The organism is Bradyrhizobium sp. MOS002 (assembly GCF_003020115.1).
Lineage (GTDB): Bacteria > Pseudomonadota > Alphaproteobacteria > Rhizobiales > Xanthobacteraceae > Bradyrhizobium.
The window spans coordinates 1-25,184 of sequence record NZ_PYFX01000013.1; the positions used below are offsets into that span (position 1 = coordinate 1).

Sequence of the window (25,184 nt, forward strand, 5' to 3'; positions counted from 1 at the left end):
GCAGGGAGGTCTATATCCAGGCCTCCTACAACCCGATCATGGATCTCAACGGCAAGCCGTTCAAGGTCGTGAAATATGCGACCGACGTCACCAAGCAGGTGCTGGTCCGCATGGGCAACGAGCGAGTCCGCGGCATGATGGAGTCTGTTGCCGCAGGCTCCGAGGAGCTGAACGCCTCAGTGCGCGAAATTTCGGAAGCCATGACCAAATCCCGCGATACCGCGATGAGCGCGGTGGATCAGGTCGCCGCCGCCGACGCCCAGGCCCAGCGCCTCACCGAAGCGGCACTGGCGATGAGCGGGATCGTCGAGCTCATCAACAACATCACCGGCCAGATCAACCTCCTGGCCCTTAACGCCACCATCGAATCGGCCCGCGCCGGCGAAGCCGGTCGGGGCTTTGCGGTGGTGGCCTCGGAGGTCAAGAGCCTCGCCAACCAGGCCAAGCAGGCCACTGACAAGATCGGTGCTGAGATCGGCAGCCTCAACGGCATCTCCGGCGACGTCGTCACCGCCCTGGCTTCGATCAAGACGGCCATCAACAACGTCAGCGAATATGTGACGTCGACGGCCGCGGCAATCGAAGAGCAAAGCACCGTGACCAACGAGATGTCGACCAGCATGCAGCGCGCCGCAGCGGAAGCCGCCGCGATGGCCGCTAGTGCCTGATCTTTGCGCGGACCTGGAGAGCTGTCCGTTTCGCCCGCTGTCGCAGAAATCCGCGCGCCTCAGCGATGCGCATGGTCCGCGCGATCGAGCGACTCCAGCGTTGACGCATTGCGCAGTAGCCGCGCGGGAATCAAAAGGCGATGCAGCGGGCGCGCCGGGGACGCGCCCGCTTCGTAACCCAATCGCGCCTCGCTCAGATCGTCTGGCCGCCGGACACCTCGATGCGCTGAGCCGTGACCCAGCGGTTGTCGGAATCGAGCAGGCTCGCAACCATCGGCCCGATGTCGTCGGGCAGACCGACGCGGCCCAGTGCGGTCATTTGCGCAAACTGCTTGTTCAGATCGGGCATGTCCCGGACGGCTCCGCCGAGAAAGTCGGTTTCGATCGCACCCGGCGCGACGACGTTGGCCGTGATGCCGCGTCCACCGAATTCCTTGGCCATATATACCGTCAGAACCTCGACGGCGCCCTTTGCGGCGGCATAGGCGGAGAAGCCGGGGAAGGAGACGCGCGTCAGCCCGCTTGAGAAATTGATGATCCGGCCCTTGTCGGCCAACAGCGGCAACAAGGTCTGCGTCAGGAAGAACGGCCCTTTGACATGGGTGTCGAAGAGGGCGTCGAACTGCTGCTCTGTCGTCTCGGCGAAGGCAGCCATTTCTCCCTGGCCCGCATTGTTGACGAGGTGATCGAACGTCTCGGCGCCCCAATGGTTCGTCAGCGCCGACCGGACCTTGGCGACGAAGTCGGGAAAGCTCGACACGGCGGTGACGTCAAGCTCCAGCGCGACGGCCTTGCGGCCGAGCGCTTCGATCTCGGCGACGACGTCGCGGGCAGCGGCGGCACCGCTGCGATAAGTCACGATCACATCGCCGCCGTGACGTGCGATGGCGATGGCGGTGTTGCGGCCAAGGCCGCGGCTGGCGCCGGTGACGAGAGAAATGGTGGGCATCGAAAATTCCTCGAAGCGTTGCGGTGATCTCCGTTTGCCCGCGATCGATCGTCCGGTGTTGCCGGATCCTCGGAGTGTCTTGCCCAACATTCCGGAATGCGGCGACGGCAGACTTGCCCAAAACTCCTGATTTTCTGCCTGAACGGTCGGTGCCGATTGCTTGCGCGCCGGGCCCGGCCTAAAATTGGCGCGTGACCGAAACGCTGCTCCAGATCGCCAGTCGTTATTCCGCGGCTCACGCCGACGACAAGGGCATCGCCTCCACGCCCTTCGCCGGCGTCTCGATCATCCGCGAGACCGCGCCGAGTGCGCTCCTGTACGCGATCTCCAGGCCTCTGGTCGCAATCGTCTTGCAAGGCGCCAAACGTGTGGCGACCGGCCGGACGTCTTTCGACTTCGGTGCAGGCGATTCCTTGTTGATTGCGAGTGATGTGCCGACGGTCAGCCAGATCACGCGCGCGACGGCGGCTGCGCCCTATCTTTCGCTCGTCGTCGAGCTCGACCCCACAATCATCGAGGGGCTGGTGGTCGAGACGGGTTCGCTCCCGTTCATTCCGTCCCGGCCGCTACGGGTCGAGCCGACGGAGCAGGAACTCGCGGACGCAGCGCTCCGGCTGTTGCGCCTGATCGACCGTCCCTCGGCCTTGCCGATCTTGCGCGGCCAGCTGCTGCGAGAGCTGCATTATTGGCTGCTGGCCGGCCGCCACGGCGGGGCCATCAGGGCGCTCGGAATTGCCGATAGCCATGCACAGCGGATTGGCCGCGCGGTTGCGATCATCCGTGCCGGCTATGCCGGGCCGTTGCGCGTCGATCGATTGGCCAAGGCCGCGGCGATGAGCCCGTCGGCATTTCACGCGCACTTCCGGAGCGTCACTTCGCTGACCCCGCTACAGTTTCAGAAACAACTTCGCCTGATCGAAGCCCGCCGCGCGCTGCTGGCCGACGGTACGCAGATCGCGACCGCAGCTCATCAAGTCGGCTACGAAAGCGTCACACAGTTCACGCGGGAATATTCCCGGTTGTTCGGTATGCCGCCTGGGCGCGACATGCGCGAGGCGAAGCGGCGTATGGAATCGGCGGCTTGAAGAGTTGTTAATGGCGACCGTTGACAGAATCTACATCCTCGACGGCGGCATCGCGCAGGTCTCGGACGGCTCGATCTATTCTCCCGGCATCAATGTCGGCGTCCCCATGACGTTGAGCTGCAATGCCTATCTCGTCAGTCATCGTGGCGAATGGCTGATCTGGGATACGGGAATCGAGGATGAGCTATCGAAGCACCCGCAAGGACGCATCATCGCGCATGGCATACGCGGCATCGTGCGTCGTCCCATCGCGGACCAACTGGATGAGATCGGAGTGCGGCCCCGCGACATCAGCACGATCCTGCTTTCCCATGCGCATTTCGATCATATCGGGAATGTCGATCTGTTCGAAAATGCAAGATGGATCGCTCAGCGGGCTGAATTCGAGGCCATGTTCGGACCGGAGCCTGAAGAATTCGGCTATTCGCTACAGCACTACAAGGCGTTGAAGGAGCGGCCTTACGAGATCGTCGATGGCGACCACGACGTATTTGGCGACGGCGCCGTGCGCATGATCTTCACGCCGGGCCACACCCTCGGGCATTGCTCGCTGATGGTGAGGCTGCCGCGGCGCGGCGCCGTGCTGCTGAGCGGCGACGTCGCGCACAATCGCGAGAACCTCCGGCACATGCGCGTGCCGTCCTTCAATGCCGATCCGCAGGCAACGGTCGCGTCCATGACCAAAGTTGTCGAGCTGCTTCGCTCCGAGAATGCCGAAATCTGGATCAATCACGATACGACACAGAGCGACAAGCTGCCTCACGCGCCAGAATGGATCGTGTAAGCGGGCGCGTTACCGCGGCGCGACGTCCGCGCGGTCGAGCGACTCCAGTGTCGAGGCATTGGCGCAGAAGCCGTGATAGTTCTCCGCGGCGGTGCCGTCGGCCAGCTCGCGATCGCACTGGCCCTTGTGGCTGCAAAGTGCGCACACCCGCTCCATGTCGCGCAGCAGCAGCGGCTGCGCGCGGCCGAGCCCTTCGGCGCTGATGCCGAGCTGCTCCAGCATCTTCGGCAGTTCGTCGGCGGAGTGCTTGCCGTGGCGGACCAGCTCCTCCAGATCGTCAGGCGCGATCCGCAGGTCTTGCGCGATCCGATCGAAATCGGCGCGGTCGAGCTGCCGGATCTCGTTCAGCTCGCGGCGATGCTTCAGCCAGCTTGCAAAGGACTCGATGAGGTCTTGGACAATGGGATAAGGCCTGGTTGCGGTGCTCATGCGAAGCTCCATTCGAACGGCGGAATTGGAGCAAGGTTAGGCACAATGGTGCAGGTGCGCGTTGCGCTGGATCAAATAGCGATCATGGGGCCGCGGCCTCCGGTGCACCTCTCCCGCTTGCGGGAGAGGTCGGCGCGCCCGGGCGATGCGAAGCATCGTCTCGCGCGCCGGGTGAGGGTTCTCTCCTCTGGGGGATTATCCCGTTGTGGAGACACCCTCTCCCCAACCCTCTCCCGCAAGCGGGAGAGGGAGCGCACCTCTTGCGCGGCAGTTACCCGAACCGCTCCGCCGCCCACGCATACAGGCTGCCCGGGATCGGCTTCTCGCCGCCGCGACCCTTGGGCGAGATGTGCAGGCCGATGATGTCGCGGTCGGTGACGAGGCCGAGATAGCTCGACGGGTCGAAGAACAGCTTTGGCTCGGCGTGAACGGCGTAGAACGATTGCTTCGGCAAGGCGCCGTGCAACTCGCCGGTGCGGCGCGCGAGCGCGGTGAGTGCCGCCGGCCCGAAGATCGCGACGCGGATGTCGGAGAGGCGGTTCGAGCCGCCGCGCAGGCGGCGCATCGCAAACGTGACGCGATGGCGCAGCGACAGCCAGTTCGGCGTCAGCTCCTCCTGCTCCATCAGCTCTTCGAAGGCGGCAACGATGCCGTGTTCGGGCGGAAGGTAGATAACGGAGTTGCCGAGCTGGCGCGGTCGCTCCCACGCGAAGTAGGGCTTTGCCGGATCGATCTCGACGGGCCTCAGCAGCAGCACGTCGGCGTCGAGCCAGAGGCCAAAACCCTTCGCCATCAGCTTCATGCGGAAGAAGTCGCTGAACTGAAGCGTGGTCCAGTCGCGCCAGCTGCCGTCCGGCTGCGGCGGCCGCAATCGCTCGGAGAACGCATGCGGCAGGATCGCCTCGGCGTCCGCATTGCCGACGCCTGAGGGCAAGCCGGGAATGGTGTCAAAACTGTAGACCGTGACCTTGTGGCCGGCAGCCAGCTGCGAGCGCAGACAGGTCTGGCGCAGGGCGTCCATCGGGCCGTGCCAGAAGGTGACGATGTCAGGCAGCATGGGCGGAGCTATAAGCGATAATCGGGGCAAAGAAAAAGCCCCGGCGCTGTCAGCACCGGGGCTCGAAACTCAGATCAATTTCAGGCCCAGGCGCGTTCGCGCTTGAGCTTCTCCTCATAGGTGTCGATCGAGGCCTTCTTCTCCATCGTCAGGCCGATGTCGTCGAGGCCGTTGATCAGGCAGTGCTTGCGGAACGGATCGATCTCGAACTTGACCTTGCCGCCGTCGGGACCGCGGATCTCCTGGTTCGGCAGGTCGATCGTCAGCGTCGCGTTGGCGCCGCGCTCGGCGTCGTCGAACAGCTTGTCGAGGTCTTCCTGCGAGACGCGGATCGGCAGAATGCCGTTCTTGAAGCAGTTGTTGTAGAAGATGTCGCCGAACGAGGTCGAGATCACGCAGCGGATGCCGAAGTCGAGCAGCGCCCAGGGCGCGTGCTCGCGGCTCGAGCCGCAGCCGAAATTGTCGCCGGCGACCAGCACCTTCGACGTGCGATAGGCGGGCTGGTTGAGGACGAAATCAGGATTCTCGCTGCCGTCGTCCTTGTAGCGCTGCTCGGAGAAGAGCCCCTTGCCAAGGCCGGTGCGCTTGATGGTCTTGAGGTACTGCTTCGGAATGATCATGTCGGTGTCGACATTGATGATCTTCAGCGGCGCCGCGACGCCTTCCAGCGTGGTGAACTTGTCCATGGTTGCGCTTTCCCGGGGTGGTCTAGGGAACCGGTATTTATCGCGATCGGGGCGGAAATCCTAGGCCGAATTCGGCAGATCTCGTCTGCCTAACCGGGCTCTCTGCTCAACCCGGCTCTTGAGCCTCGATCGCGGTCATATCGTCGTCCGAGAGGCCGAAATGATGGCCGATCTCGTGGATCAGGACGTGGCGGACGATATGGCCGAGGCTTTCGTCGTGCTCGGCCCAGTAATCCAGGATCGGCCGGCGGTAGAGCCAGACCATGTTGGGCAGCCGCGCCACGTCGCCAAAACTCTGCTGCGGCAGGCCGACGCCCTGGAACAGGCCGAGCAGGTCGAACTCGCTCTCGCATGCCATCTCGTCCAGGACTTCCTCGGTGGGGAAGTCGTCGACGCGGATGATCACGCCCTCGCAGAGGCCGCGAAACGTCGCCGGCAGGCGTTCGAACACGTCGTGCGCCATCGCTTCCATCTCGGCCAGCGAGGGTGCTTTCAATTCCGTCCACATGGGCTTCTCATAGCGTGGGTTTCGCGGCGATGCATCCGGCTTTATAAGCGCGGCGAGGTTGACGGGCGCCGTCAAAACGGGGAGCGTAGGGCCTCGAAGTGGACGTTCAGGTGGGCGGGAAAATGCGAGCGAAAACAGCGCTGACGCTACTGTGCATGGGGTTGTTTTCGCAGTTTTGCCTTGGCGCGGAGGCCCAGACCGCGGCTCCCGGGATCAGGCTCGCCCAGGCGGCCTCGCGAGACGATCTCCCGCCGCCGCGCAAGCGGCCCCCGGCGCGCCTGCGCGTCACGCCCTATTACAGTCCGGATGGGGTCTATCCGCGTTACAATCCCGGTCCCGATGCGGTCCGCGAGTGCAATGCCACCTATGTGCAGGAATATCGCCCCAGCGGCACGGTGATCGTGCCGCATATGAGCTGCTACTGGCGCCGGGGCTGAGTTCGACACGTCCGGACGCAGCGGAGGTCGATCATGACGAGATGGATCACAGTCACGGTTGCCCTCGGGCTGATGGTCGCTTCGCCCGGCGTCTCCATCGCCGCGGCACAGGATGCCGCAAAGTCGAAGGCGGCAGTGTTCGGAACAGCCATCGGTGCGCGGCGTCATGCGCGCCATCATGACGCTGTGCGCCAATTCGCACCTCGCGAGCCGCATTACTACGCGCGGCCTGTCTACTACCGTCCTTATCCTTACGGCGTGCCCGCACCGTTCGTGCTTGGCTTCGGACCGTGGTGGTGACGTCGCAGCGCGACGCCGGCACGTTGTTCATTCATGAGGCATTCACGTCGCTGTCCCTAATTTAATCTTGGGAGCGACCGTCAATGAACAGCGCTGACGCGCGACGCGAACGAGCGTCGCAACTCCGCAGTCCAGATTCAGGGAGAAGTCCATGCTGAGAATATTCGGTCTCGGGGCACGCCCGATGCGCTTGCTCGGGATTGCGGCCGCCGCGACGCTGATGCTGTCGGCCGGGACCACGCGTCCTGCCGAAGCGATGACTCCAATCAATCCGACGGCGTTGCCGGCGGCGAAGGCCGCAAGCGACGACATGATCCAGGTTCGCCACGGCGGTGGTGGCGGTGGGCATGGCGGTGGTGGTCATGGCGGCGGCTTCCATGGCGGGGGCGGCTTCCACGGCGGCGGAGGACATTTTGGTGGCGTCCGCAGCGGTGGTTTCCACGGTGGTGGCTTCCGCGCCGCGCCCGCCTTTCATGGCGGCGGCTATCGCTACGGTGGAATTCACCATTACGGCGGCTATCACCGCTATGGCGGCTATCGCCCCGCCTATTACGGCCATCGCCATTTCCACCGGCGCTACTATGGCGGCTACTATCCCTATTACAGCTATCCGCGTCGCTGCCGGGTCATCTGGACCTATTACGGCCCGCGCCGCGTCTGCCGCCCGCATCGCTGGCACCATCCGTACCGCTACTGGTGAGCACGACGGAAATGAAAAGGGCGCCTCAACGGCGCCCTTTGTTCATCCGGTGGCTTAGAGCCAATCCTTCAGTTTCCACGTCGCCGACGTCCAGCGTGTGAGGTTCTCAAGCTTCCATTGCTTGAACATCGCCGGCGGCCAGCGGCTGAGCTTCGAGGCCTCCTCGACCTCGGGCTTGGCCATCATGCGCAGCGGTGCCGCGCGCCGCCGGTGCTGGGGCGTCGCCGCGCTGATCAGATCGACATATTCAGGCTTGCTGGCCATGAGCTCGTGTCCTCGCGAAACCCTCGCGAGGACGCAGTGTCGGCGCTGCCGATTAACGGCGGTTTGCCGCGATCGCTCAAATTGCAGGGAGCGGCTTACCGCCACTCCCTGATGTCGACGAAGTGACCCGCGATCGCCGCGGCTGCGGCCATGGCCGGTGACACCAGATGGGTGCGGCCCTTGAAGCCCTGGCGGCCCTCGAAGTTGCGGTTCGAGGTCGAGGCGCAGCGCTCTTCCGGAGCCAGCTTGTCGGGGTTCATCGCGAGGCACATCGAGCAACCGGGCTCGCGCCATTCGAAGCCGGCCTTGATGAAGATCTTGTCCAGACCCTCAGCCTCGGCCTGCTCCTTCACGAGGCCGGAGCCCGGCACGACCATGGCGTTGACGCCGCCTGCGACCTGCTTGCCTTCCGCGATCTTGGCGGCGGCGCGCAGATCCTCGATCCGGCCGTTGGTGCAGGAGCCGATGAAGATACGGTCGAGCTTGATGTCGGTGATCTTCGTGCCCGCGGTCAGGCCCATGTACTTCAAGGCACGGTGCTTGGAGAGACGCTTGGCCTCGTCCGCGATCTTGTCGGGATCGGGCACGATGCCGGTGACCGAGATCACGTCCTCGGGGCTCGTGCCCCAGGTCACGATCGGCGGCAGCTTCGCGGCATCGAGCCGCAGCTCGTGGTCGAAATGCGCGCCCTCGTCCGAGCGCAACTTGTCCCAGTAACGCATCGCGGCATCCCAGTCGGCGCCCTTCGGCGCCTTCGGACGACCGCGCAGGAAGTCGAACGCCTTCTGGTCCGGCGCGACCAGGCCGGCGCGCGCGCCACCTTCGATCGACATGTTGCAGACCGTCATGCGGCCTTCCATGCTGAGCGCACGGATCGCATCGCCGGCGTATTCGAGCACGTAGCCGGTGCCGCCCGCGGTGCCGATCTCGCCGATGATGGCCAGGATGATGTCCTTGCCCGTCACGCCATCCGGCAATTTGCCGTCGACGGTGACGCGCATGTTCTTCGCCTTCTTCTGGATCAGCGTCTGCGTCGCCAGCACATGCTCGACTTCCGACGTGCCGATGCCGTGCGCGAGCGCGCCGAACGCACCATGCGTCGAGGTGTGGCTGTCTCCGCAGACGATGGTGGTGCCGGGCAGCGTAAAGCCCTGCTCGGGGCCGATGACGTGGACGACGCCCTGACGCTTGTCGAACTCGTCGTAATATTCGATGCCGAATTCCCTGGCGTTGTCGGCCAGTGCCTTGATCTGCTCGATGCTTTCAGGGTCGGGGTTCGGCTTGGTGCGGTCGGTGGTCGGCACGTTATGGTCGACGACGGCGAGCGTCTTTTCCGGCGAATGCACCTTGCGCCCGGTGGCGCGCAGGCCTTCGAACGCCTGCGGTGAAGTGACCTCGTGCACCAGATGGCGATCGATATAGAGCAGGCAGGTGCCGTCCTCGGCTTCGTGCACCAGATGGTCGTTCCAGATCTTGTCGTACAATGTGGTCGGCTTGGACATGAGCGTCAGCTCCAGGACTGTTGTGTAGAGCGGGTTGCGCCGGTGGCGCGCGGGGCAACAAAATCGTCAGCGCAGCTTTTAGGCTGCGCGCGTAAGCTCTGACGTTGCCGAGGTCGCGAAGCGTCCGAAGAACCGGCCGGGCAGCCGCGAGCGATCGTCGATGACGACGCGCTTGACGGGCGAGAGGCTGGTCAAATCTGGAAACATTCCAAGAATATATAGCAGGCCGAACTGGAATCGCGAGGGCTTTGACGCGCACGGCTGACGCAACAAAAAAGCGCGGGGTTTGGCCCCGCGCTCTCTAAAACTCGCCTGTAAGCGGAGCTTACTCGTTGACGGCAGCAGCCGGGCGGTCCTGCTTCTTCTCGACGATGCGGGCCGACTTGCCGCGAAGGTTGCGGAGATAATAGAGCTTGGCGCGACGCACCTTGCCGCGGCGCACCACCTTGATCGAGTCGATCATCGGCGACATCACCGGGAACACGCGCTCCACGCCTTCGCCGTACGAAATCTTGCGCACCGTGAAGCTCTCGTTGAGACCGCCGCCGGAACGGCCGATGCAAACGCCTTCATAGGCCTGCACGCGGGTGCGGTCGCCTTCGACGACCTTCACGTTGACGATCACGGTGTCGCCGGGGCCGAATTCCGGAATCTCCTTGTTGGCGGAGAGCTTGTCGAATTGCTCTTTTTCGAGCTGTTGGATCAGGTTCATGGGTAAATCTCCATCGGCGCGCCCAGCCTTGGAAAACGGGGGCTGCGCGAAATTCGTTTATCCAGCCATTGCGGATGTGGCCGCTGCTATAAGGCAAGCCGGAGCGTTTGTCACCCGTCTGTCTTGTTTTTTGGCGTTTTTTGGCGTCCGGCCCGATTCGGGACTTTGCTCGGGATCTGGGCCCATAAATCCGGTCGCCGGGCCACCGTCAGGGCTTCGGATTCCGCCCGCCGCCAGCTCGCGACCTTGGCATGGTCGCCGGAGGTCAGGATCTCCGGAATCGGGGTTCCCTCGAACAGCTGCGGGCGGGTGTACTGGGGGTATTCGAGCAGACCGTCCGAAAAGCTTTCCTCGGTTCCCGAGGCGTCCTTGCCCATCACGCCCGGCAGCAGCCGAACACAGGCGTCGATCAGGGCCATCGCTGCGATTTCGCCGCCGGAGAGCACGTAATCGCCGATCGAGACCTCCTCCAGTCCCCGCCCGTCGATCACGCGCTGGTCCACCCCCTCGAACCGCCCGCAGACGATCAGGGGACCCGGCCCCTTGGCCAGCTCCGTGACGCGCGCCTGGGTCAATGGCCGACCCCTCGGGCTCATCAGCAGTTTCGGCCGGTCCGGGCCAATCCCGACGACATCGATCGCGGCCGCCAGCACATCGGCCCGAAGCACCATGCCCGGCCCGCCGCCGGCCGGGGTGTCATCGACGCTGCGGTGGCGGTCGGTGGCCGAGGCCCGGATGTCCCGCGCCTCCAGCTCCCAGAGCCCGCCAGCCAGCGCCCGGCCGGCCAGGCTCACGCCCAGCGGCCCCGGAAACATCTCCGGAAACAGCGTCAGCACGGTCGCGCGCCAGGGTGAGGAAGTCGTCATGGCCGCTGGTTAGGGCATTGCGGGCAGCGGGTCGAGGCCTCGGATTCGTCAGGCGCGCCGACCATCCGACAGATGCGGTGCCAGCAGCAGCGCGAGCGGGCATATCGCAAGCGCCGTGACGGCAGTCGCCGCCGTGGCCAGCGTTGGACCAAGGGCGTCGCCGAGCAGGCCGTAGAGCACCGGCGCGATTGCGCCTGATCCGATCGTGCCGGTGTAGAACAGCGCAAAGGCGCGCTCGGTGCGATGGGGCGATGTGAGCTCGGGGACCGTCCCATAGAGGACGGAGGATGTGCCGTTGAGCATCACGCCGAGCAGCGGCAGCACGATGATGGCCGGGACCAGCGGCAACGCCAGCACCGCGACGATCAGCGCGGCCGCGCCGCCTTCGGTCAGAAGCACGGTGCGGATCGTGCCGGCCCGCGCGCCGAGCCAGCCGCAGGCGAATTTGCCGGCGGCGCCGCCGATGAACAGCATCGCGAGCGCAACGCCGCTCGTCGGCAATGACGCGCCCTTGTCGCGCAGCAGGAAGGGCAGGAAGGTGAGAAAACCCATCCGCACCGCGCTGTCGAGAATTCCGATCGCGAGCAGCCAGGAGAATCCGCCGCGGCCGGCCTGCGCACCTTGCGTCGTCACCGTTGATTTGTGCGCAAAGCCCTTGCCGACGGCTGGCATCAGCAGCGCGAGGCAGAGCGCGACGAGCAGGCCCACCAGTGCGACCAGAAGCAGCGCGTGCCGCCAGGACATGATCACCAGCAGCATCGCCATCAGCGCGGGGAGCGTTGCCTTGCCGAGATCGCCGCTGAAATTGTAGATGCCGAGCGGTCCGCGTGCCGCCTTGCCATAGGCGCGTGACACTGCGGCCGAGGCGAGCGGATGCTGCGTGCTCGAGCCCGCGCCTGATATGAGGAGCGCCAGGCTCAGTCCCGCGACGCTACCGGACAGCCCGGCCAGGACATAGCCGAGCGCGGCGAGCATCGTTCCGAGCGCAAGCAGGGTCTTTCCGTCGATCCGTTCGGCGAGGCGCCCGACCGGGATTTGCAGCCCGGCCATGGCGCCGGAATAGAGCCCGCGCATCACCGCCAGCAACCCGTAGCCGAGGGCGAATTCGGCCTGCCAGACCGGCAGCAGCACATAGATCAGATCGGTGTAGCCATCGTGGAGGGCGTGGTTGATGCCGGTCGCCGCCAGCGTACGGCGCGGCTTGTTCAGGGTCTCCTCATCGGGAGCGGTCGTTCGCGATTGCGATAGAAAACTTGAGGGAAGAATTGCCAAGACCTCAAACCCGGGTCAGTCGAAAGATGAAGCTATGTGATTGTCTTGGCCTCCACTATGCGGTCTTCAAGAAACTGTCACAAACCAGTAATAATCGGATCATGTGATAGAAATTCTATTGTGTAGCCCATGTTCGTTCCTCGCCGCAGCCTGCCACCCCTGAACGCTATCCGTGCCTTCGAGGCGGCGGCCCGGCTCGGCAGCTTCAAGGAAGCCGCCGTCGAGCTCGGCGTGACGCACGGTGCAGTCAGCCAGCAGATCCGCCTGCTGGAGACCTGGCTCGGGCCGCCGGCGCTGTTCCGGCGGTCGGTGCGGCGGGTGGTGCTGACGCCGGCTGGAGCTGCGCTGCTCGCGGAGTTCGCGCCTGCGCTCGATCGCGTCTCGGCCGCCGTGCAGCAGCATCGCAAGCGCCGCGGCGCGGCGCCGGCCGCGGTGCTGCGCGTCAACGCGCTCGCGACATTCAGCCTGCGCTGGCTGTTGCCGCGCATGGCAAGGTTTCGTGCCGAGCATCCCGATATCGAGGTGCGGCTGTCGACGTCGAATGATCAGGTGGATGCCTTGCCCGAGCTGTTCGACGTTGTGATCCGCGGCGGCCCGGACACGTTTCACGGCTTTGCGTCGCGCTTCCTGTTGTCGGAGCAGCGACTGCCGGTGTGCAGTCCCGCATTGCTCGCGAACCTGCCGCTGACGGAGGTTGCGGATCTCGGCCGGCATACGCTGCTGCACGTCACGTCGATGCCGCGGCTGTGGCGCGACTGGCTAGCCGATGCAGGCGAGTCCGCGCTGGAGCCTGCGGCGTCGCTGACCTTCGATCATTTCTATCTGACACTTCAGGCCGCGCTCGACGGCCTCGGCGTCGCGATGGGGCCGACGGCCCTGATCGCCGACGATCTTGCGGCGGGCCGTCTGGTGACGCCGTTCCCGAACATCCGCCTGCCGGCCCGCAGCTACTTTGCTTACTTCCCCGAAGGACGCGACGACGATCCGCATCGCGCGGTGTTCTGCGACTGGCTCGAACAGCAGGGGCGTCGGACGGTTGAGCGCGGTTAGCGCTCTTCGCCTTCGTCATCGCCCGCGATCTCCTGCGGCCGCGCGATCACGACGCGGCCGCCGGTGAGATCGACCTCCGGCACTACCGCGTCCGTGAACGGCAGCAGCATCGTGCTGCCTTGGGGCGGAGCGATCTCGATGATGTCGCCGGCGCCGAAATTATGGATCGCGAGCACGCGGCCGAGCGCATCGCCATCCGTGGTGACGGCAGCGAGCCCGATCAGATCGGTGTGGTAATATTCGCCCTCGTCCGTCGCGGGCAGCTTGTCGCGCGCGACGTAGAGCTCGATGCCGTTGAGGCGCTCGGCCTCATCGCGAGTCGTGACGCCCTTGAACGTCGCAACCAGATGATCCTTGGCCGCGCGCGCCGTTGCGACCTCGAACTGGCGCTTGCCGTCCTTGGACGCGAGCAGACCGTAGCTGCGCACTGCAAAGGGATCTTCGGTAAAGGTCCACAGTTTGACCGCGCCGCGCACACCATGCGCGGCGCCGATCCGCGCGACGCAGACCAGCGCCGGCATGATCTGGCCTTAACCCTTCGCGGCGGCTTCGGCCTGCGCCTTGCGCTCCTTGCGCGGCACGGCCTTCTCCGGATTGTTGCGCACTTCGCGCTTCTTGACGCCGGCGGCGTCGAGGAAGCGCGACACGCGGTCCGACGGCTGCGCGCCCTTGGCGAGCCAGGCCTTCACCTTGTCCATGTCGAGCTTCAGCCGGGTCTCGTTGTCCTTCGGCAGCAGCGGGTTGAAATAGCCGAGACGCTCGATGAAGCGGCCATCGCGGGGAAAGCGCGAATCGGCGACGACGACGTGATAGACGGGGCGCTTCTTGGTGCCGGCGCGGGCGAGACGGATAACGACGGACATCTTAGTTCTCCTTCAAAGTACGTTTTGTTCGGTTGATTGGTATTCCGCGTTGCGCGAGACCGTTGCGATCTCCCGCGACGAATTCCTCATTTCTTCTTGCCGGGGAAACCGCCGAGGCCCGGCAGCATCGGCTTGCCGCTCAGCCCGGTCAGGCCCGGAACGTTCGGCAGACCCTGGCGCAGCCCGGCAGGCAAATCCTTGGGCAGGCTGGGCAGACCTTGTCCGCCGCCGCCCTGCATCTTCTCCTGCAGCGCCTTCATCTCTTCCGGCGAAGGCGGCTTCATGCCGCCGCCAAAGCCCATCGCCTGCGCGATGCCAGCGAGCGGACCGCGCTTGCCCGAGCCCATGGCCTTCATCATATCGGCCATGTTCCGGTGCATCTTCAGCAGCTTGTTGACCTGCTCGACACTCTGGCCGGAACCTGCGGCGATGCGCTTCTTGCGGCTGGCCTTGAGCAGATCGGGATGACGGCGCTCGTCGCGCGTCATGGAATCGATCACCGCGACCTGGCGCTTCAAGATCTTGTCGTCGATGCCCGCGGCCGCGATCTGGTTCTTCATCTTGGCGATGCCGGGCATCATGCCCATCAGCCCGCTGATGCCGCCCATATTGGCCATCTGCGACAGCTGCTCGCGCATGTCGTTGAGGTCGAACTGACCCTTGCGCATCCGCTCGGCGGTGCGCGCGGCCTTTTCGGCATCGATGTTGGCGGCAGCGCGTTCGACCAGCGACACCACGTCGCCCATGCCGAGGATGCGGCCGGCAATACGGTCGGGATGGAAATCCTCCAGCGCGTCGGTCTTTTCACCGGTGCCGAGCAGCTTGATCGGCTTGCCGGTCACCGCGCGCATCGACAGCGCGGCGCCGCCGCGGCCGTCGCCGTCTACTCGTGTCAGCACGATGCCGGTGAGGCCGACGCGCTCGTCGAAGGCGCGGGCGAGGTTGACGGCGTCCTGGCCGGTGAGGCTGTCTGCCACCAGCAGCACTTCATGCGGATTGGCGGCGGCTTTGATCGCTGCGGCTTCCGCCATCATCTCTTCGTCGAGCGTGGTGCGGCCGGCGGTGTCGAGCAGCACGACGTCGTAGCCGCCGAGCTTGCCGGCCTCCAGCGCGCGCTTCGCGATCTGCGCCGGTAGCTGGCCGGCGACGATCGGCAGCGTCGGAATGTCGAGGTCGCGGCCCAGGACGGCCAGCTGCTCCATCGCCGCGGGACGGTAGATGTCGAGCGACGCCATCAGCACCTTGCGCTTGTCGCGCTGGACCATGCGACGGGCGAGCTTTGCGGTGGTGGTGGTCTTGCCGGAGCCTTGCAGGCCGACCATCATGATCGGCACCGGCGGCACGGAATTGATGTCGATGGTCTGGCTTTCGGCGCCGAGCGTATTGATCAGCTCGTCATGGACGATCTTGACCACCATCTGGCCTGGCGTCACCGACTTGACGACGGTGGCGCCGATCGCCTGCTCGCGGACCCGCTCGGTGAAGCTGCGCACCACTTCGAGCGCGACGTCGGCTTCCAGCAGCGCGCGGCGCACCTCGCGCATCGCGGCGTCGACGTCCTTTTCGGTCAGCGCACCGCGCCCCGTCAGACGATCGAGAATGCCGCCAAGCCGTTCCGACAGATTGTCGAACAATGCCGTTGTCCCTTGTCCTGCCTACGCAGGGTTGCCGTATTCACCGTCGTCATGCCCCGGCTTGACCGGGGCATCCAGTACGCCGTGGCTTTCCGGTTCTAGCCGAGCCGCCTCTGGGATACTGGATCCTCCGCCTTCGCGGGGGATGACCCCTCACCTGGGCAAGCAATCTTCCAAACACCTTTACGCCCGAGGGCGCACAGCGCTGTCGGGCGTTGGCCTCTGGCCTCTGGGACCAGTGGGCGGGTCGAAAAGAAAGCCTTTCCGAGAAAGTGGCCGGGTTAAACGCCGCTGCCGCCCGAAAGTCAAGGAAAGTTAGGGTGGCCGGGGCCGCTTTGGAAGGCAAAGCCTTGAAAAGATGAACTTTCCGACGGCGGGTTCCTTTTCCGCGGACCTCGCCCATATAGCGGTGATGTCCTACCGCTCCGACCATCCCTGAAGCCAGATCCGTGCCGATCACCCGCCGCCGCCTTTTCGGACTGCTCGCCGGGGCCAGCGCATTGGTCGGTGTGCCCTCCCTTTGGATGTCCCGCATGAAAACCTATGACGGCCCGGTCTCCGACCATTTTGACGGCCTGAACTTCTTCGATCCGGACGGCGTGCCGCCGAAATCGCTTCGTGAGGTCCTGCGCTGGCAATTCGGCGGCAAGCGGCAGCGCGCGACCTGGCCGGATTGGGCGCCGAGCCCCCATGCCGACACCCCGCCGGACCGCGTCGATGGCGACAAGGTGCGGCTCTCTTTCGTCGGCCACGCCAGCTGGCTGATCCAGACCGGCGGCCTCAACATCCTCATCGATCCCGTCTGGTCGATGCGGGTCTCGCCCGTCAGCTTCGCCGGGCCGAAGCGGCACAACGATCCCGGCATTGCGTTCGAGAAGTTACCGAAGATCGATGTCGTGCTGGTTTCGCACGGCCATTACGATCATCTCGACATCGCGACGCTGTCGCGGCTCGCCAAGAATTTTGCGCCGCGTGTGGTGACCCCGCTCGGCAATGACGTCACGATGCGCAGCACCGATCCGACAATCAAGGTGGACGCGTTCGACTGGCACGATCGCGTCGAGCTCGGCGGCGGCATCGCCGTGACCCTGGTGCCGACCCGGCACTGGTCGGCGCGCGGCATGTTCGACCGCAACAAGGCGCTGTGGGCGAGTTTCGTGCTGGAGACGCCTGCGGGAAAAATCTACGTCGTCTGCGATTCCGGCTATGGCGATGGCAAGCACTTCCGCCGCGTCGCCGAAAAGCACGGACCGTTGCGCCTGGCGATCCTCCCGATCGGCGCCTACGAGCCGCGCTGGTTCATGCGCGATCAGCATATGAATCCGGAAGATGCCGTGAAGGCGCTGGCGGATTGCGGCGCGCAGGAAGCACTCGGGCATCACCACGGCACGTTTCAGCTGACCGATGAAGCAATCGATGCGCCGGCGAATGCGCTGGTCGAGGCGCTCGATGCCGCGAAGGTTCCGCAGCAGCGGTTCGTGGCGATGAAGCCGGGGCAGGTGGTGGAGATTTAGGTTCGTCGTCGCTGCTAACACCGCTATCGTCCCGGCCTAGTGCGCAATTGCGCACGGGGGCCGGGACCCATAACCACCGAACGCGATTTGGCGAAGATTGGTCATTGCCATCTCGCGCCATAACTTCTTCTGAGGAGTATGGGTCCCGGCCTTCGCCGGGACGACAATGGAGTCTGTAGCGGCAGCTGCCCCTGCTACTCCTTGGCCTTGATCGCCCAGCTCACATTCACCGTCACCGCCAGCGTTTCCTCGCCCGGCGCGACCGCGGCCTGCGGTGCGGCCATGGGAGCTGCGGCCATGCGTCCCTTGAACAGCGGCATCGGGGCGCCGCCTTCGGACACGCTGAGCGGCGCTCCGAGCGTGACGCCGGTGGCCTTGGCGTAGATCTCCGCTTTGCGGCGGGCGTCTGCGACGGCCTTCTCGCGGGCATCGTCGAGCAGTTTCGAGGCCTGCGTCACCTCAAAGGAGATGTTGCCGATATCGTTGGCGCCGGCGCCGACCAGCGTGTCGATGATGGCGGCGACCTTGGTCACGTCGCGGATCTTCACGGTGACGCGGTTGGAGGCGCGGAAGCCGACAACGGGCGAGGCGCCGGTGGATTTGTTCTGGCCGTATTGCGGCTGCAGCGACAGCCGCGAGGTCTGGTAATCCTTCTCGTCAATGCCTGCGCCCTTCAGCGCCAGCAGCACCTTGCCCATTGCGGCGTTGTTGGCGTCGGAGGCTTCCTTCGCCGACTTGGCGTCGTTGGCGACGCCGGCGTCGATCTGCGCCAGATCAGGCGCGGCGGAGATCGTGGCTTCGCCGCTCACCGAAATCGCGGACGGAAAATCGTCGGCGAGCGCGGGCGCTGCCAGCAGCGCGGCGGCAAAGGTCGTAGCAAGGGAGGTCAAAAGGATGGCGGGCTTTTTCATCGGTCTCACTTCAGGGGCACGAATACATTGATCACGAGCTTGTCCTCCGCCGTCTTCAGGGGATCGGTGAGGTACTCCTCGATGAAGGTGTCCTTGGCTTCCAGCTTCTTGTCGTCGAGGTGATTGGTTATCGCCTCGTAGGTGTTGTCCATGTTGTCGTAGGAGCCGCGATGCACGAATTTCAGGGCCTTGCCCTCCGGCGATTTGCCGACGCTCATGTCCTTGGGCAGGTTCTTCGGGTCCTGCTCGACCGGGATCTCGGCGAGAAAGGTGAAGCCGGTGTCGTCGGTCGAGGTGTAGACGATCATCGAATTGCCGGCCGGCTTGATGCCCTGCTTGTCCAGCAGCGTGTTCAGCGCCTTGAAGGCGTCGATCAGCGTGTCGAAGGCCGAGTCCCAATTGGCGGTGCCCTTGACCATCACGACCTTCCTGGGCTCGAGCGTGGCCTCCTGGCCAAAGGGATCGGCCGTCTGCACGGGAGCCGGCGTCGCGGCGGCAGCGGGCGGCGGGGCGGCGGGGCTCGGTGAGGCACTGGCTGCGGGCGAGGGCGACGTTGCAGGGGACGTTGCAGGCGATGTTGCAGGGCTTGGCGCGGCGCTGGCCGCCGGCGCCGGCGTGGCCGCGGGTGCAGCGCTCGCGGCCGGGGAGGACGAAGCTGACGGGGCCGGCGCGGGGCTCGCTGATGCGGCCGGCGCCGGGCTCGGCGTCTGGGCCAGCGTGGCGGACAGACCAAACGACAAGGCTGCTGCCGGGATCAGCGCGGCCAAAGCGAGACGACGAAACCTGAACATTTTTATTCTCCCCAAGACCTTGCGCACCAAGGCCTTAACTCACCCGCGCCCTGAACCCACCAAGGTCTTAACCCGGCTGCACATCCCGGTTTGCGCGAATTGCGCCGTTCTAACACGCGAGCGCCGAATTCGTCCCATGACAGATGCGTCATGGCAGCGTCCTGGCTCTTGTCGGCAAATCACTGGCCAAGCCGGCCAAGGATCGCCATATAAGGCAGGCGAAATTCGGGAATTTTCATGAGCGCGCTGGCCAACCACGCATTTGCCAAGATGAACGGCATCGGCAACGAGATCGTCGTTGTCGACATGCGCGATTCCACCTCAAAGGTCACCCCGGACGATGCCCGCGCGGTGGCATCGGCGCGAGGCGGCGTGCCCTATGATCAGCTCATGGTGCTGCAGAAGCCGCGCTTCGACGGCGCCGAAGCGTTCATCAGCATCTACAACAGTGACGGCTCCGAGGCAGGCGCCTGCGGCAACGGCATGCGCTGCGTGGTGCGGCGCGTCTTCGAGAAGACCGGCCAGACCACGGCCACGTTCGAGACGGCCGCGGGCCTGCTCAATGCCTGGCAGGGTCCGGCGCCGGATCTTTATACGGTGGACATGGGCGCGCCGAAATTCGGCTGGCAGGACATTCCGCTCGACCAGGAATTCCGCGACACCCGCTACATCGAATTGCAGATCGGCCCGATCGACAATCCGATCCTGCATTCGCCCTCGGTGGTCAGCATGGGCAATCCGCATGCGATCTTCTGGGTCGATGACGTCAACGCCTACGATCTCGAGCGCTTCGGCCCGCTGCTGGAAAACCATCCGATCTTCCCCGAGCGCGCCAACATCACGCTCGCCCATATCGTCGATCCCCAGCACATCACGATCCGCACCTGGGAGCGCGGCGCCGGCCTGACCAGGGCCTGCGGCTCGGCCGCATGTGCCACGGCGGTTGCGGCGGCGCGGCTGAAGCGCGCCGAGCGCAATGTCGAGATCACGCTGCAGGGCGGCAAGCTCGGTATTGAATGGCGCGAGCGCGACGATCACGTGCTGATGACGGGCACGGCCACCTTCGAATATGAAGGCAGTTTCGATCCGGCGCTGTTCGCGCCGGTCGGGTGATGAGCGTCGACATCGTCACCTTCGGCTGCCGCCTCAATGCCTTCGAGGCCGAGGTGATCCGCCGCGAGGCCGAGGGCGCAGGCCTTTCAGATACCATCGTCATCAACAGCTGCGCCGTCACCAACGAAGCGGTGGCGCAGGCGCGGCAATCGATCCGCAAGCTGAAGCGCGAGCGGCCCGGAGCGCGCATCGTCGTCACCGGTTGTGCGGCGCAGACGCAAAGCGATATGTTCGCCGGGATGGCCGAGGTCGATCGCGTCGTCGGCAATGACGACAAGATGCGGTCGACCGCATGGCGCGAGGCGCGTGCGGCGTTTGATCTCGGTGCGAGCGAAAAAATCGCCGTCAGCGACATCATGGCGGTGAAGGAGATGGCGCCGCATCTCATCGACGGCTTTGCAAGCGGCCTGCCGCGCGTGTTCGTGCAGGTGCAGAATGGCTGCGACCATCGCTGCACCTTCTGCATCATTCCGTTCGGGCGCGGCAATTCGCGCTCGGTGCCGATGGGCGCTGTCGTCGATCAGGTGCGGGCATTGGTCGAGCGCGGCCATGCCGAGATCGTGCTGACCGGCGTCGACCTCACCAGTTACGGCGCGGACCTGCCGGGCTCCCCGAAGCTAGGCCTGCTGACGAAGCAGATCCTGCGGCACGTGCCGGAGCTAAGGCGCCTGCGCATCTCCTCGATCGACTCGATCGAGGCGGACAGCGATCTGTTGGATGCCATCGCCGAGGATTCGCGGCTGATGCCGCATCTGCATCTGTCGCTGCAGTCCGGCGACGACATGATCCTGAAGCGCATGAAGCGGCGGCATACGCGCGGCGACGCCATCGCGTTCTGCGACCAGGTCCGCCGCCTGCGCCCGGATATCGCGCTGGGCGCCGACATCATCGCGGGCTTTCCGACCGAGACCGAGGCGATGTTCTCGCGCTCGCTCGATCTGGTCGAGCAATGCGGCCTGACGTTCCTCCACGTCTTCCCCTATTCGCCGCGTCCCGGCACGCCGGCCGCGCGGATGCCGCAGGTGGCGGGCGGCGCGATCAAGGAGCGGGCGAAACGGCTGCGCTTAGCCGGTGAGGCCGCGCTTCTGCAGCGGCTGCAAGCCGAGATCGGCGCCACGCGCGAGGTGCTGATCGAGAGCGAAGGCCAGGGGCGCACGGAGCATTATCTGCCGGTGGCGATTGCGGGCGAGCGTATCGGCAGCATCGTGCCACTGCGGATGGCCGGTCGTGATGGCGCGCGGCTGACCACATAACCAGTGTCGTCGCCCGCCTTGACCGGGCGACCCAGTACGCCGCGGCTTCTCCGTATCCCACTAACGTCTCTGGAATACTGGATCACCCGCTTTCGCGGGTGATGACATCGGTGCGTGTGGTGCGCAGCAAGCGCCTACGACGCCCGCACCTGCCAAAACCGCAGTGTCCGCCGCGCATTCTCCGGGGTCATGCGCGCGTAATGGCTTTGAGCCCTTGCGATATCGGCCGGCTTCATTGCGCCGGTCGCAAAGCGGCTTTGGAGCACGGCGGCCGTGGTTTCCCAGCTGAGCTGCGCCGCCTTGCACGGCACCAGCAGGCCGTCCTCGCGCAGGCTTTGCATCAGCGGGCGTATCACTTCGACGGTCGATCCGGACAGTGCGGCCAATGCGGCCACCGCTTCTTCATAACGCCGCTGCGTGGCGAAGCCGAGCAGGGTCGCTTCGCTGAGCTGGCCGGTCGCCTTGAGGCCTGCGACGGCGCGCTTGGCACCTTCGAAATCACGGACACCCGACATCTCGTGCTCGACACCGACGGTGACGGCGGCGATTGCGGTCTGGATCTCCTCGAACAGATGCGGCGGTGCGCGCGACAGCAGGCGCGTCCGCACGGCATCGCTCGCCGAGCGCAGTAACTGGCGGCGCAGCTCTGACGGCAAATCGATGCGGACGCCGACGCTGACCGCAAGTTCGGGATCGGCCTCGGCCTGTCCGACGATGACGGCAAATCCGCTTCCGGACACGCGCGCGCCGGGATTGGCGGCGAGCCGCCGGCTGACGCTGGGATAGCGCCGCGCCAGCAATGCATCGGTGACGATCTCCTTCAGCCACCAGCGTCCGGCGACCGCGAGCAGATGCGGCTCGCCCTTGGATGATGCGATCTGCACCAGCGCGCCATCGTCGAGGCGCGCGGATTCCTGCAGCACGGGACCGGCGATGCGGATTTCGTCATTGTTGGCGAGGCGGCGAATGACCGATGGCGGCGCCTGCGCGATCGGCGCGAGTTGCGCGCTGATCTCGGCGAGCGCGACGCGCGCGCCCATGTCGGCGATGGCGCGGAGCTCGATGGTGCCGATCAGGCGATCGAGCACGTCGTCGAACAGCGCGATCTGCTCGTCGTCGAAACTGCCGGCGGATGAAAGGAACAGGTCGGTGACGCGGCGGGCTGTTGCCAGGCCCTTTTCCGCCGAGCCGGTCCGAAGCGCGGACTCGACCTCGTCGATGATCGATAACTCGGCCGTGGACATGACGCGCAGCTCGTCCTGAGCAGATTGACGGAAGCTTGTTCTAAGCAACCGCTATCATTAGAGACGAGCACTGAACGTTTCGTAAACCAACGCGCGATGACCCTCATCCTGGCCGCTGCGCGGCTTCCTCACCATGAAGGGCGAGCAGTTGGGCTACTCCCCGTTCCACCCGCAGGCGCGGAGCCGCTCGTGCATGTGGGGCGGCGCCGGCGCCACCACGCGGACCGGCTCCTTGTTGCGGGAGATCGGCACCACGATCTCGCGGGAATGCAGGTGCAGCTTCGGCTCGCCGAAGCGCGGGCCGTTGCCGTAAATGTTATCGCCGAAGATCGGCCAGCCGGTTGCGGACGAATGCACCCGCAATTGATGGGTCCGCCCGGTCACCGGTTCCATGGCGAGCCAGGTCAGGCCATCGCTCCGGCCCATCACCTTCCAGTTGGTGATGGCCTTCTGGCCCTCGGGATCGGGCTTCTGCCACCAGCCGCGTTCGGCGTTCAGCCGCCCCAGCGGCATGTCGATGGTGCCTTCGTCCTCAGTGGGGCCGCCCTCGACGATGGTCCAATAGGTCTTGCCGATCTTGCCATGCTTGAACAGCAGGCCGAGCGAGGCCGTCGCCTTGCGATGGCGGCCGAGCACGAGGCAACCGGAGGTGTCCTTGTCCAGCCGGTGGGCCAGCACGGGCGGCCGCGGCAGGCCGAAACGGAGCGCGTCGAAGGAGGTTTCCAGATTGGCACCGCCCTTGGGTCCGCGATGCACCGGGAGGCCGGCCGGCTTGTCGATGACCAGCATCAATCCGTCGCGATGGAGCACGCGGCCCAGGATTTCCTCGGCGGTCAATTCGGGAACATCGAGCAATTGCAGGACTTTCGGTCAAGACTTTCGTTTGGGAGCCGGAACGGCTAACACACCGGCACCATGAACGATACCACTCCCGAGACCCCCAAGCTGAGTTGGTGGCGCCGCCTGTCCGACGGGCTGAAGCGCACCTCGTCCTCGCTCGGGACCGCGGTCGCCGACCTCGTCACCAAGCGCAAGCTCGACCGCGCCATGCTCGACGACATCGAGGACGTGCTGCTGCGCGCCGACCTCGGCACCTCGGTCGCGGTGCGGATCGCGGATGCGGTCGGCACGGGGCGCTACGACAAGGCGATCTCGGCGGACGAGGTCAAGGACGTCGTCGCGACCGAAGTCGAGAAGGTGCTGGCGGCGGTGGCCAAGCCGCTCGAGATCGACGCCGGCAGGAAGCCGTTCGTCATCCTCGTGGTCGGCGTCAACGGCTCCGGCAAGACCACCACCATCGGAAAACTCTCGCAAAAATTCGCGTCCGAAGGCCGCAAGGTGATGCTGGCCGCCGGCGACACGTTTCGCGCAGCGGCGATCGAGCAGCTCAAGGTCTGGGGCGAACGCACCAAGACGCCCGTCATATCAGGTGCGCAAGGCTCGGATTCGGCGAGCCTCGCCTTCAACGCGCTGACGGCGGCGAAGGAGCAGGCCATCGACGTGCTCCTGATCGACACCGCCGGGCGGCTTCAGAACAAGGCCGAGCTGATGAACGAGCTCGAAAAGGTCGTGCGCGTCATTCGCAAGGTGGACGCGACTGCACCGCATGCGGTGCTGCTTGTGCTGGACGCCACCGTCGGCCAGAACGCACTGTCGCAGGTCGAGGCCTTCCATCGCACCGCCGGGGTCACCGGTCTCGTGATGACGAAGCTCGACGGCACCGCCCGCGGCGGCATTCTGGTGGCGCTCGCGGAAAAATTCAAACTGCCGGTGCATTTCATCGGCGTCGGCGAAGGCGTCGACGATCTCGCGCCGTTCACCGCGCGTGATTTCGCCCGCGCGATCGCCGGAATCGAAAGCTGAAGAATGGACAAGACCCAGCCGCACCCGCTGTTCAAGCTTGCGACCGAGCTCGGCCCGCTGCTCGTGTTCTTCTTCGTCAATGCGAAGTTCAATCTGTTCGCCGCGACCGGCGCCTTCATGGTCGCGATCGTCGCGGCGATGATCGCCTCCTATGTGGTGACGCGCCACATCCCGATCATGGCGATCGTGACAGGCGTCATCGTGCTGGTGTTCGGCACGCTGACCCTGGTGCTCCACGACGAGACCTTCATCAAGCTCAAGCCGACCATCATCTACGCCTTGTTTGCCGCGATCCTCGGCGGCGGCCTGTTGTTCGGCCGCTCCTTCATCGCCGTCATGTTCGACCAGATGTTCAATTTGACGCCGCAGGGCTGGCGCATCCTCACGCTGCGCTGGGCGCTGTTCTTCGCCGGCATGGCGGTGTTGAACGAGATCGTCTGGCGCACCCAGAGCACGGACTTCTGGGTCAACTTCAAGGTGTTCGGCGTCACGCCGATCACCATGATCTTCGCCATCGCCCAGATGCCGCTGACCAAGCGCTATCACCTCGAGCCGGCGTCGCTGGAAGCCAGCGAGGCCGAGGCGGGGGATGTGAGGAAGGGGTGAATCTCTTAACTCGCCTTTGCGAACTGAGGCGCAGCCACACACTCAACTGTCATCGCCCGGCTTGACCGGGCGATCCAGTATTCCAGAGACAGTCGTGAGATGCGGTGAGGCCGCGGCGTACTG

At 65.2% G+C, this 25,184-nt stretch carries 29 protein-coding genes; 12 read left to right on the forward strand and 17 right to left on the reverse strand.

Going from position 1 to position 25,184, the window contains the following annotated elements; translation table 11 throughout:
* The coding region (locus C7G41_RS27820) for a methyl-accepting chemotaxis protein (RefSeq protein ID WP_245446721.1) at window positions 1–668 on the forward strand (668 nt) is incomplete at its 5' end.
* A gap of 193 nt (window positions 669–861) precedes the next feature.
* On the opposite strand, the gene C7G41_RS27825 is transcribed toward C7G41_RS27820, so the two are convergent.
* Window positions 862–1,617, reverse strand: coding sequence for an SDR family NAD(P)-dependent oxidoreductase (locus C7G41_RS27825; RefSeq protein ID WP_106945531.1), 756 nt, complete (start codon window positions 1,615–1,617; stop codon window positions 862–864).
* Window positions 1,618–1,808: 191 nt separating this feature from the next.
* On the opposite strand from C7G41_RS27825, the gene C7G41_RS27830 reads away from it, so the two are divergent.
* Window positions 1,809–2,702 carry an AraC family transcriptional regulator gene (locus C7G41_RS27830; RefSeq protein ID WP_106945532.1) on the forward strand — a complete coding sequence of 298 codons (894 nt, stop codon included), beginning with the start codon at window positions 1,809–1,811 and terminating at the stop codon, window positions 2,700–2,702.
* Between the two features lie 10 nt (window positions 2,703–2,712).
* The gene (locus tag C7G41_RS27835) at window positions 2,713–3,486 is read left to right on the forward strand and encodes an N-acyl homoserine lactonase family protein (RefSeq protein WP_106945533.1); all 774 of its coding nucleotides are present in this window, start codon (window positions 2,713–2,715) and stop codon (window positions 3,484–3,486) included.
* A 9-nt stretch (window positions 3,487–3,495) separates the two neighbouring features.
* Here the strand turns inward: C7G41_RS27835 and C7G41_RS27840 are convergent, their stop codons facing one another.
* The 4 genes from C7G41_RS27840 to C7G41_RS27860 form a co-directional block, all read right to left on the reverse strand.
* Window positions 3,496–3,915, reverse strand: coding sequence for a hypothetical protein (locus C7G41_RS27840; protein WP_106945643.1), 420 nt, complete (start codon window positions 3,913–3,915; stop codon window positions 3,496–3,498).
* 271 nt (window positions 3,916–4,186) lie between these two features.
* Complete coding sequence (locus C7G41_RS27850) at window positions 4,187–4,972, reverse strand: hypothetical protein (RefSeq protein ID WP_106945534.1); 786 nt, start codon at window positions 4,970–4,972, stop codon at window positions 4,187–4,189.
* An 80-nt stretch (window positions 4,973–5,052) separates the two neighbouring features.
* Window positions 5,053–5,658: a 3-isopropylmalate dehydratase small subunit gene (gene leuD, locus C7G41_RS27855; RefSeq protein ID WP_106945535.1), complete on the reverse strand. Its 606-nt coding sequence runs from the start codon at window positions 5,656–5,658 to the stop codon at window positions 5,053–5,055.
* A gap of 106 nt (window positions 5,659–5,764) precedes the next feature.
* Window positions 5,765–6,166 (reverse strand): metallopeptidase family protein, encoded by a 402-nt coding sequence (locus C7G41_RS27860; protein ID WP_106945536.1) that lies wholly within the window; start codon window positions 6,164–6,166, stop codon window positions 5,765–5,767.
* A 155-nt stretch (window positions 6,167–6,321) separates the two neighbouring features.
* On the opposite strand from C7G41_RS27860, the gene C7G41_RS27865 reads away from it, so the two are divergent.
* The 3 genes from C7G41_RS27865 (at window position 6,322) to C7G41_RS27875 (ending at window position 7,603) form a co-directional block, all read left to right on the forward strand.
* A complete protein-coding gene (locus C7G41_RS27865; protein WP_199198657.1) occupies window positions 6,322–6,603 on the forward strand; it encodes a hypothetical protein in 282 nt (93 codons plus the stop codon).
* A 33-nt stretch (window positions 6,604–6,636) separates the two neighbouring features.
* Complete coding sequence (locus tag C7G41_RS27870; protein WP_106945537.1) at window positions 6,637–6,903, forward strand: hypothetical protein; 267 nt, start codon at window positions 6,637–6,639, stop codon at window positions 6,901–6,903.
* A gap of 151 nt (window positions 6,904–7,054) precedes the next feature.
* A complete protein-coding gene (locus C7G41_RS27875; protein WP_106945538.1) occupies window positions 7,055–7,603 on the forward strand; it encodes a hypothetical protein in 549 nt (182 codons plus the stop codon).
* 54 nt (window positions 7,604–7,657) lie between these two features.
* Here C7G41_RS27875 and C7G41_RS27880 read toward each other — a convergent pair whose 3' ends face one another.
* The 5 genes from C7G41_RS27880 to C7G41_RS27900 all read right to left on the reverse strand — a co-directional run bounded on the left by C7G41_RS27880 (window position 7,658) and on the right by C7G41_RS27900 (window position 12,219).
* Complete coding sequence (locus tag C7G41_RS27880) at window positions 7,658–7,867, reverse strand: hypothetical protein (RefSeq protein ID WP_106945539.1); 210 nt, start codon at window positions 7,865–7,867, stop codon at window positions 7,658–7,660.
* 95 nt (window positions 7,868–7,962) lie between these two features.
* A complete protein-coding gene (gene leuC, locus C7G41_RS27885; RefSeq protein WP_106945540.1) occupies window positions 7,963–9,369 on the reverse strand; it encodes a 3-isopropylmalate dehydratase large subunit in 1,407 nt (468 codons plus the stop codon).
* A gap of 325 nt (window positions 9,370–9,694) precedes the next feature.
* Window positions 9,695–10,081: a 50S ribosomal protein L19 gene (rplS, locus tag C7G41_RS27890; protein WP_007598824.1), complete on the reverse strand. Its 387-nt coding sequence runs from the start codon at window positions 10,079–10,081 to the stop codon at window positions 9,695–9,697.
* A gap of 110 nt (window positions 10,082–10,191) precedes the next feature.
* On the reverse strand, window positions 10,192–10,947 hold the full coding sequence (gene trmD, locus C7G41_RS27895) for a tRNA (guanosine(37)-N1)-methyltransferase TrmD (protein ID WP_106945541.1): 756 nt from the start codon (window positions 10,945–10,947) through the stop codon (window positions 10,192–10,194).
* A 48-nt stretch (window positions 10,948–10,995) separates the two neighbouring features.
* The gene (locus C7G41_RS27900) at window positions 10,996–12,219 is read right to left on the reverse strand and encodes an MFS transporter (protein ID WP_106945542.1); all 1,224 of its coding nucleotides are present in this window, start codon (window positions 12,217–12,219) and stop codon (window positions 10,996–10,998) included.
* 129 nt (window positions 12,220–12,348) lie between these two features.
* Between C7G41_RS27900 and C7G41_RS27905 the strand changes: the two genes are divergently transcribed.
* Complete coding sequence (locus C7G41_RS27905; protein WP_106945543.1) at window positions 12,349–13,269, forward strand: LysR substrate-binding domain-containing protein; 921 nt, start codon at window positions 12,349–12,351, stop codon at window positions 13,267–13,269.
* On the opposite strand, the gene rimM is transcribed toward C7G41_RS27905, so the two are convergent.
* The 3 genes from rimM to ffh all read right to left on the reverse strand — a co-directional run bounded on the left by rimM (window position 13,266) and on the right by ffh (window position 15,766).
* A complete protein-coding gene (gene rimM, locus C7G41_RS27910; protein WP_106945544.1) occupies window positions 13,266–13,790 on the reverse strand; it encodes a ribosome maturation factor RimM in 525 nt (174 codons plus the stop codon). The two genes, C7G41_RS27905 and rimM, sit on opposite strands and share 4 nt — an antisense overlap.
* A gap of 9 nt (window positions 13,791–13,799) precedes the next feature.
* On the reverse strand, window positions 13,800–14,132 hold the full coding sequence (rpsP, locus tag C7G41_RS27915) for a 30S ribosomal protein S16 (protein WP_007598827.1): 333 nt from the start codon (window positions 14,130–14,132) through the stop codon (window positions 13,800–13,802).
* Between the two features lie 86 nt (window positions 14,133–14,218).
* The gene (ffh, locus tag C7G41_RS27920; protein ID WP_106945545.1) at window positions 14,219–15,766 is read right to left on the reverse strand and encodes a signal recognition particle protein; all 1,548 of its coding nucleotides are present in this window, start codon (window positions 15,764–15,766) and stop codon (window positions 14,219–14,221) included.
* Window positions 15,767–16,215: 449 nt separating this feature from the next.
* On the opposite strand from ffh, the gene C7G41_RS27925 reads away from it, so the two are divergent.
* Window positions 16,216–17,280 (forward strand): MBL fold metallo-hydrolase, encoded by a 1,065-nt coding sequence (locus C7G41_RS27925; RefSeq protein WP_199198649.1) that lies wholly within the window; start codon window positions 16,216–16,218, stop codon window positions 17,278–17,280.
* A gap of 194 nt (window positions 17,281–17,474) precedes the next feature.
* Here the strand turns inward: C7G41_RS27925 and C7G41_RS27930 are convergent, their stop codons facing one another.
* On the reverse strand, window positions 17,475–18,191 hold the full coding sequence (locus tag C7G41_RS27930) for an SIMPL domain-containing protein (protein ID WP_199198650.1): 717 nt from the start codon (window positions 18,189–18,191) through the stop codon (window positions 17,475–17,477).
* A gap of 5 nt (window positions 18,192–18,196) precedes the next feature.
* Window positions 18,197–18,982: a GyrI-like domain-containing protein gene (locus tag C7G41_RS27935; RefSeq protein ID WP_106945547.1), complete on the reverse strand. Its 786-nt coding sequence runs from the start codon at window positions 18,980–18,982 to the stop codon at window positions 18,197–18,199.
* A gap of 237 nt (window positions 18,983–19,219) precedes the next feature.
* Here C7G41_RS27935 and dapF point away from each other — a divergent pair, with 237 nt between their 5' ends.
* Together dapF and mtaB are read left to right on the forward strand one after the other, a co-directional pair.
* Window positions 19,220–20,095 (forward strand): diaminopimelate epimerase, encoded by an 876-nt coding sequence (gene dapF, locus C7G41_RS27940; protein ID WP_106945548.1) that lies wholly within the window; start codon window positions 19,220–19,222, stop codon window positions 20,093–20,095.
* Window positions 20,095–21,348, forward strand: a complete 1,254-nt coding sequence (gene mtaB, locus C7G41_RS27945; protein WP_106945549.1) for a tRNA (N(6)-L-threonylcarbamoyladenosine(37)-C(2))-methylthiotransferase MtaB — start codon at window positions 20,095–20,097, stop codon at window positions 21,346–21,348. The genes dapF and mtaB overlap by 1 nt, the downstream gene beginning before the upstream one ends.
* 134 nt (window positions 21,349–21,482) lie before the next feature.
* Here the strand turns inward: mtaB and C7G41_RS27950 are convergent, their stop codons facing one another.
* Together C7G41_RS27950 and C7G41_RS27955 are read right to left on the reverse strand one after the other, a co-directional pair.
* Complete coding sequence (locus C7G41_RS27950; protein ID WP_106945550.1) at window positions 21,483–22,592, reverse strand: DUF2336 domain-containing protein; 1,110 nt, start codon at window positions 22,590–22,592, stop codon at window positions 21,483–21,485.
* Between the two features lie 153 nt (window positions 22,593–22,745).
* The gene (locus tag C7G41_RS27955; RefSeq protein ID WP_199198651.1) at window positions 22,746–23,447 is read right to left on the reverse strand and encodes an RluA family pseudouridine synthase; all 702 of its coding nucleotides are present in this window, start codon (window positions 23,445–23,447) and stop codon (window positions 22,746–22,748) included.
* A 60-nt stretch (window positions 23,448–23,507) separates the two neighbouring features.
* Here C7G41_RS27955 and ftsY point away from each other — a divergent pair, with 60 nt between their 5' ends.
* Window positions 23,508–24,455: a signal recognition particle-docking protein FtsY gene (gene ftsY / locus C7G41_RS27960; protein ID WP_027566386.1), complete on the forward strand. Its 948-nt coding sequence runs from the start codon at window positions 23,508–23,510 to the stop codon at window positions 24,453–24,455.
* 3 nt (window positions 24,456–24,458) lie between these two features.
* The gene (locus tag C7G41_RS27965) at window positions 24,459–25,061 is read left to right on the forward strand and encodes a septation protein A (RefSeq protein ID WP_007598838.1); all 603 of its coding nucleotides are present in this window, start codon (window positions 24,459–24,461) and stop codon (window positions 25,059–25,061) included.
* Window positions 25,062–25,184 lie beyond the last annotated feature (123 nt).

Excerpts from the sequence above, each read along its gene's own strand:
- dapF (WP_106945548.1), top strand. The coding sequence starts at position 19,220 with ATGAGCGCGCTGGCCAACCACGCATTTGCCAAGATGAACGGCATCGGC.
- C7G41_RS27935 (WP_106945547.1), bottom strand. The coding sequence starts at position 18,982 with ATGTTCAGGTTTCGTCGTCTCGCTTTGGCCGCGCTGATCCCGGCAGCA.
- C7G41_RS27850 (WP_106945534.1), bottom strand. The coding sequence starts at position 4,972 with ATGCTGCCTGACATCGTCACCTTCTGGCACGGCCCGATGGACGCCCTG.
- leuD (WP_106945535.1), bottom strand. The coding sequence starts at position 5,658 with ATGGACAAGTTCACCACGCTGGAAGGCGTCGCGGCGCCGCTGAAGATC.
- C7G41_RS27875 (WP_106945538.1), top strand. The coding sequence starts at position 7,055 with ATGCTGAGAATATTCGGTCTCGGGGCACGCCCGATGCGCTTGCTCGGG.
- rplS (WP_007598824.1), bottom strand. The coding sequence starts at position 10,081 with ATGAACCTGATCCAACAGCTCGAAAAAGAGCAATTCGACAAGCTCTCC.
- C7G41_RS27905 (WP_106945543.1), top strand. The coding sequence starts at position 12,349 with ATGTTCGTTCCTCGCCGCAGCCTGCCACCCCTGAACGCTATCCGTGCC.
- leuC (WP_106945540.1), bottom strand. The coding sequence starts at position 9,369 with ATGTCCAAGCCGACCACATTGTACGACAAGATCTGGAACGACCATCTG.
- rpsP (WP_007598827.1), bottom strand. The coding sequence starts at position 14,132 with ATGTCCGTCGTTATCCGTCTCGCCCGCGCCGGCACCAAGAAGCGCCCC.
- ftsY (WP_027566386.1), top strand. The coding sequence starts at position 23,508 with ATGAACGATACCACTCCCGAGACCCCCAAGCTGAGTTGGTGGCGCCGC.
- C7G41_RS27965 (WP_007598838.1), top strand. The coding sequence starts at position 24,459 with ATGGACAAGACCCAGCCGCACCCGCTGTTCAAGCTTGCGACCGAGCTC.
- C7G41_RS27840 (WP_106945643.1), bottom strand. The coding sequence starts at position 3,915 with ATGAGCACCGCAACCAGGCCTTATCCCATTGTCCAAGACCTCATCGAG.
- C7G41_RS27825 (WP_106945531.1), bottom strand. The coding sequence starts at position 1,617 with ATGCCCACCATTTCTCTCGTCACCGGCGCCAGCCGCGGCCTTGGCCGC.
- C7G41_RS27835 (WP_106945533.1), top strand. The coding sequence starts at position 2,713 with ATGGCGACCGTTGACAGAATCTACATCCTCGACGGCGGCATCGCGCAG.
- C7G41_RS27870 (WP_106945537.1), top strand. The coding sequence starts at position 6,637 with ATGACGAGATGGATCACAGTCACGGTTGCCCTCGGGCTGATGGTCGCT.
- C7G41_RS27950 (WP_106945550.1), bottom strand. The coding sequence starts at position 22,592 with ATGTCCACGGCCGAGTTATCGATCATCGACGAGGTCGAGTCCGCGCTT.
- trmD (WP_106945541.1), bottom strand. The coding sequence starts at position 10,947 with ATGACGACTTCCTCACCCTGGCGCGCGACCGTGCTGACGCTGTTTCCG.
- C7G41_RS27930 (WP_199198650.1), bottom strand. The coding sequence starts at position 18,191 with ATGAAAAAGCCCGCCATCCTTTTGACCTCCCTTGCTACGACCTTTGCC.
- rimM (WP_106945544.1), bottom strand. The coding sequence starts at position 13,790 with ATGCCGGCGCTGGTCTGCGTCGCGCGGATCGGCGCCGCGCATGGTGTG.
- C7G41_RS27865 (WP_199198657.1), top strand. The coding sequence starts at position 6,322 with ATGGGGTTGTTTTCGCAGTTTTGCCTTGGCGCGGAGGCCCAGACCGCG.
- C7G41_RS27860 (WP_106945536.1), bottom strand. The coding sequence starts at position 6,166 with ATGTGGACGGAATTGAAAGCACCCTCGCTGGCCGAGATGGAAGCGATG.
- mtaB (WP_106945549.1), top strand. The coding sequence starts at position 20,095 with ATGAGCGTCGACATCGTCACCTTCGGCTGCCGCCTCAATGCCTTCGAG.
- C7G41_RS27880 (WP_106945539.1), bottom strand. The coding sequence starts at position 7,867 with ATGGCCAGCAAGCCTGAATATGTCGATCTGATCAGCGCGGCGACGCCC.